The 3,433-nt window shown below is 72.1% G+C and carries 5 protein-coding genes; 4 read left to right on the top strand and 1 reads right to left on the bottom strand.

Going from position 1 to position 3,433, the window contains the following annotated elements:
- On the top strand, positions 1-364 hold a 364-nt coding region (locus ACFVW8_RS38800), incomplete at its 5' end, for a TetR family transcriptional regulator C-terminal domain-containing protein (protein WP_389698718.1).
- A 61-nt stretch (positions 365-425) separates the two neighbouring features.
- Here the strand turns inward: ACFVW8_RS38800 and ACFVW8_RS38795 are convergent.
- Positions 426-1,265: an SDR family oxidoreductase gene (locus tag ACFVW8_RS38795; RefSeq protein ID WP_389698716.1), complete on the bottom strand. Its 840-nt coding sequence runs from the start codon at positions 1,263-1,265 to the stop codon at positions 426-428.
- Positions 1,266-1,368: 103 nt separating this feature from the next.
- Between ACFVW8_RS38795 and ACFVW8_RS38790 the strand changes: the two genes are divergently transcribed.
- The 3 genes from ACFVW8_RS38790 to ACFVW8_RS38780 all read left to right on the top strand — a co-directional run bounded on the left by ACFVW8_RS38790 (position 1,369) and on the right by ACFVW8_RS38780 (position 3,374).
- Complete coding sequence (locus tag ACFVW8_RS38790) at positions 1,369-1,740, top strand: winged helix-turn-helix transcriptional regulator (protein ID WP_389698714.1); 372 nt, start codon at positions 1,369-1,371, stop codon at positions 1,738-1,740.
- Positions 1,741-1,882: 142 nt separating this feature from the next.
- The gene (locus tag ACFVW8_RS38785; protein ID WP_389698712.1) at positions 1,883-2,503 is read left to right on the top strand and encodes a TIGR03086 family metal-binding protein; all 621 of its coding nucleotides are present in this window, start codon (positions 1,883-1,885) and stop codon (positions 2,501-2,503) included.
- A gap of 118 nt (positions 2,504-2,621) precedes the next feature.
- On the top strand, positions 2,622-3,374 hold the full coding sequence (locus tag ACFVW8_RS38780) for a 3-oxoacyl-ACP reductase family protein (RefSeq protein ID WP_389698710.1): 753 nt from the start codon (positions 2,622-2,624) through the stop codon (positions 3,372-3,374).
- Positions 3,375-3,433: the final 59 nt, after the last annotated feature.

Raw genomic sequence — 3,433 nt, 5'->3', positions numbered from 1 at the left:
GCTGTACGAGCGCTGGATCGCGTACTCGGAGCAGCGGGTGTTCCCGGGCGGCTGCTTCTTCTACGCGGCCATCGCCGAATTCGACGCGCGCCAGGGCGCGGTGCACGACGCGATCGTCGCCGCACAGGCCGGCTGGGTCGCCTTCGTGGAGCGGCGGATCGAGGAGGCGCGGGTGCTGGGCGAGGTCCGGGAGGACTGCGACGTCCCCCAGCTCGCCTTCGAGATCATCGCGTTCCTGGAGCTGGCCAACGGCGACTCGGTGCTCCGGAGGAGCTCCGATGGCTATACGCGGGCGGCGCGGGCGATCCTGGCGCGGCTGCGGACGGTGGCGATGGACCCGTCGTCCCTGTCGGCCGGCCCGTAGGGGCCCCGGGGGCCCCTACGGATCCGGGAATGCCGGGCGGTTGCGGCGGCGCTGGGCAGATTCAGCGGAACGCGGCGACATTGCGGGCGGCCCAGTCGGCGAACGGGCGGGGGTCGCGGCCGAGGACCCGCCGGACGTCCGGACTGACGCACAGCTCGGCCTGGTTGGGGGAACCGAGGATGGTCAGGGTGTCCTCGGCGAGTTCGGCCGGCATGCCCAGAGCCATGGCGGCCTTGGCCTCGTCGCGGGTGAGCTCATGGAACCGTACCGGCGAGCCCAGCGCGGCGGCGATGGCCTCCGCCTGCCCGCGCGGAGTGATCACCTCCGGTCCGGTCAGCTCGTACACGCCGCCGGTGAACCGGTCCTCCAGCAGGCAGGCCGCCGCGACGTCCGCGATGTCCGCCGGGTCGACGACCGGCACCCCGACATCACCGAAGGGAGCGGCGACGAGTCCCTGTTCGCGGACGGAATCGGCCCACCACAGGGCGTTGGACGCGAAGCCGCCCGGCCGCAGGACGGCCCGCTCCAGGCCGGACTCCCGCAGCACGTCCTCCAGCGCGCGCATCGCGATCCGCGTTGCTCCGAAGGGCCGGGTCGCCACGCCCTGCGTGGAGAGCAGGACCACCCGTCGGACTCCGGCTGCCTCGGCTGCGCCGATGATGTCGGCCGGGCGCGCTCCTGCGGCGTGCAGGTCGCCGGACAGCAGCAGGAACAGCGCTTTCGCCCCGGCCAGCGCAGGTTCGAGGCCGGCCGGCTCGGCCAGGTCGGCCGTCAGGTGGCGGACGCCGTCCGGCACCGTCGCCGCGTGCCGCGACACCGCCGTCACCTGTCGACCCGCCTCGGCCAGCGCCTTCGTCAACGGACGGCCCACATTCCCGGTAGCTCCGGTCACCACGATCATGATCAGCTCCTGTCGTATGTCCTGGTCGCATGTCTTCTGCGGACTTCAAGGTAGGAGCTGGGCTAACTTTTAGTAAGGACGTACCTTTGGGTAAGCTCATCACATGACGGGAAGCGCGCAGCCCACACGGTCCGACGCGACAGCGGGGTATGAGGTGTTTCACACCGACTGCCCGGCGCGCGATGTGGTCGACCACGTGACCAGCAGGTGGGGCATCTGGGTGCTGATCTCCTTGCGGACCAACGACCTGCGGTTCTACGAGCTGCGCGAGAGCATCCGGGGCGTCAGCGAGAAGATGCTCGCCCAGACCCTGCGCGCGCTGGTCCAGGACGGTCTGGTCTGGCGAAACGTCGAGCCGACGACACCGCCCCAGGTCACCTACGGGCTGACCGCGTTCGGCCGGGACGTCGGCGATCCGCTGGCGGACCTGTTCGACCGGATCACACGGCAGCTTTCACCGCGCGACGCGGGATAGCGCGATAGCGGCCGGTTCCGAGGCGCCTGCCGCCTGTGGCTCGTGGCCCGTGACCTGTTCACTAATTAACAGCACGACCGTTCGTTCAATTGTATCGTCGTGGGCAGGCCGGACAGCCGTACCGTGCGAAGGGAACAGGACCGTGGAGACGGACATGGACATCGTGGAGCTCGACCGGGCCGCCGTACTGGAATCCGTACGCATCGTGGAGCGTGCGGGCCCCGGCGACTGGGAGCGGCCCACCCCCTGCGCCCGCTGGACGCTGCGCCACCTCGTGGAGCACATGGGCGCCCAGCACCTCGGATTCGCCGCCGCCGCACGGGGCGAGGGGGGCGACGCGGCCGTCTGGAAGATCCGCCCGGGCGGGTCCGATCCGATCGCCCGGTACCGCGATGCGGCCGACGCGGTACTGGAGGCGTTCGCGCAACCGGGGGTACGGGAAAGGCCGTTCGCGCTTCCTGAGATCGACGTGGCGGCGGCCTTCCCCGCGGACATCGCGATCGGGTTCCACTTCATCGACTACGTCGTGCACTCCTGGGACGCGGCGGCCGCGCTGGGAGTGCGGACCGCCTTCGCTCCGGCCGTCGTCGAGGCAGCACTGCCGATCGCCCTGCGCGTACCCGGCGGGGGGCGGCGCGAACGGCCGGACGCGGCGTTCCGGCCCGCCCTGCCCCCTGCCGAGGAGGCCGGCGCGGACACCTTCCGGCTCGTGCTGACGACGCTCGGGCGCTCACCGGACTGGAGCCCGCCGCACGGCAGTTGATGATGCGGTCCGCCGTACCGGAGTGTGCGTCCGTTTCCCGCCGGTGCCCCGTCCGCCGAGGGAGTTCTCTTGTCCTTGTCAGCCAGCAACACACCGGCAACGGACAGGAATCCCCCTGATGAACAGCACCAGCACCGCCACCCCGAACCGGGCCGCGCTCGTCACCGGCGGCAGCCGCGGCATCGGCGCCGCGACCGCCCTGCGACTCGCCCAGGACGGCGCGGATGTGGCACTGACCTACGCCCGGGACGAGGCCGCCGCCCAGGAGGTGGTGCGGAAGATCGAGGCGTGCGGACGCCGTGCAGTCGCCCTGCGTGCCGACTCGGCCGACCCGGAAGCGGCCGGGGCGGCCGTGCACCGGACGGTGGAGGCCTTCGGCCGGCTCGACATCCTGGTCAACAACGCGGGCATCGGCGTCCTCGGCCCCATCGACGGCCTCACCACCGCCGATGTCGACCGGGTACTCGCCGTCAATGTGCGGGCCGTCTTCCTGGCCTGCAAGGCGGCGGCCGGGGTCATGGAGCGCGGTGGCCGCATCATCTCCCTCGGTACGGCCCTCAGCAGGTTCGCCGGCGGCCCGGGCGGCACGCTCTACGCGATGAGCAAGTCGGCGCTGTCCGGACTCACCAAGCCGCTCGCCCGCGAGCTCGGCCCGCGCGGGATCACCGTCAATCTGGTCCAGCCCGGACCGGTGGACACCGATCTCAACCCGGCCGACGGCCCGTTCGCGGACGGGCAGCGGGCCGCGACCGCCCTGGACCGCTTCGGCACGACCGGCGAAGTGGCCTCGCTCATCGCCTACTTGGCCGGTGACGAGGCGGCCTACATCACCGGCACGGAGGTCGTGGTGGACGGCGGCCACGCCGCCTGAGGCGGTTCGCCGCGGGGAGGCGGTCCAGGGGCGGCAGGGCGGGGGTCGCGGCCCCCGCC

It is taken from the genome of Streptomyces sp. NPDC058221 (genome assembly GCF_042882365.1).
GTDB lineage: Bacteria > Actinomycetota > Actinomycetes > Streptomycetales > Streptomycetaceae > Streptomyces.
The sequence above is the reverse complement of the archived record's forward strand: the minus strand, read 5'-3'. Positions and strand labels throughout refer to the sequence as shown.

Coding starts and splice junctions, on each gene's coding strand:
- ACFVW8_RS38795 (WP_389698716.1), bottom strand. CDS start 1,265: ATGATCGTGGTGACCGGAGCTACCGGGAATGTGGGCCGTCCGTTGACG.
- ACFVW8_RS38790 (WP_389698714.1), top strand. CDS start 1,369: ATGACGGGAAGCGCGCAGCCCACACGGTCCGACGCGACAGCGGGGTAT.
- ACFVW8_RS38780 (WP_389698710.1), top strand. CDS start 2,622: ATGAACAGCACCAGCACCGCCACCCCGAACCGGGCCGCGCTCGTCACC.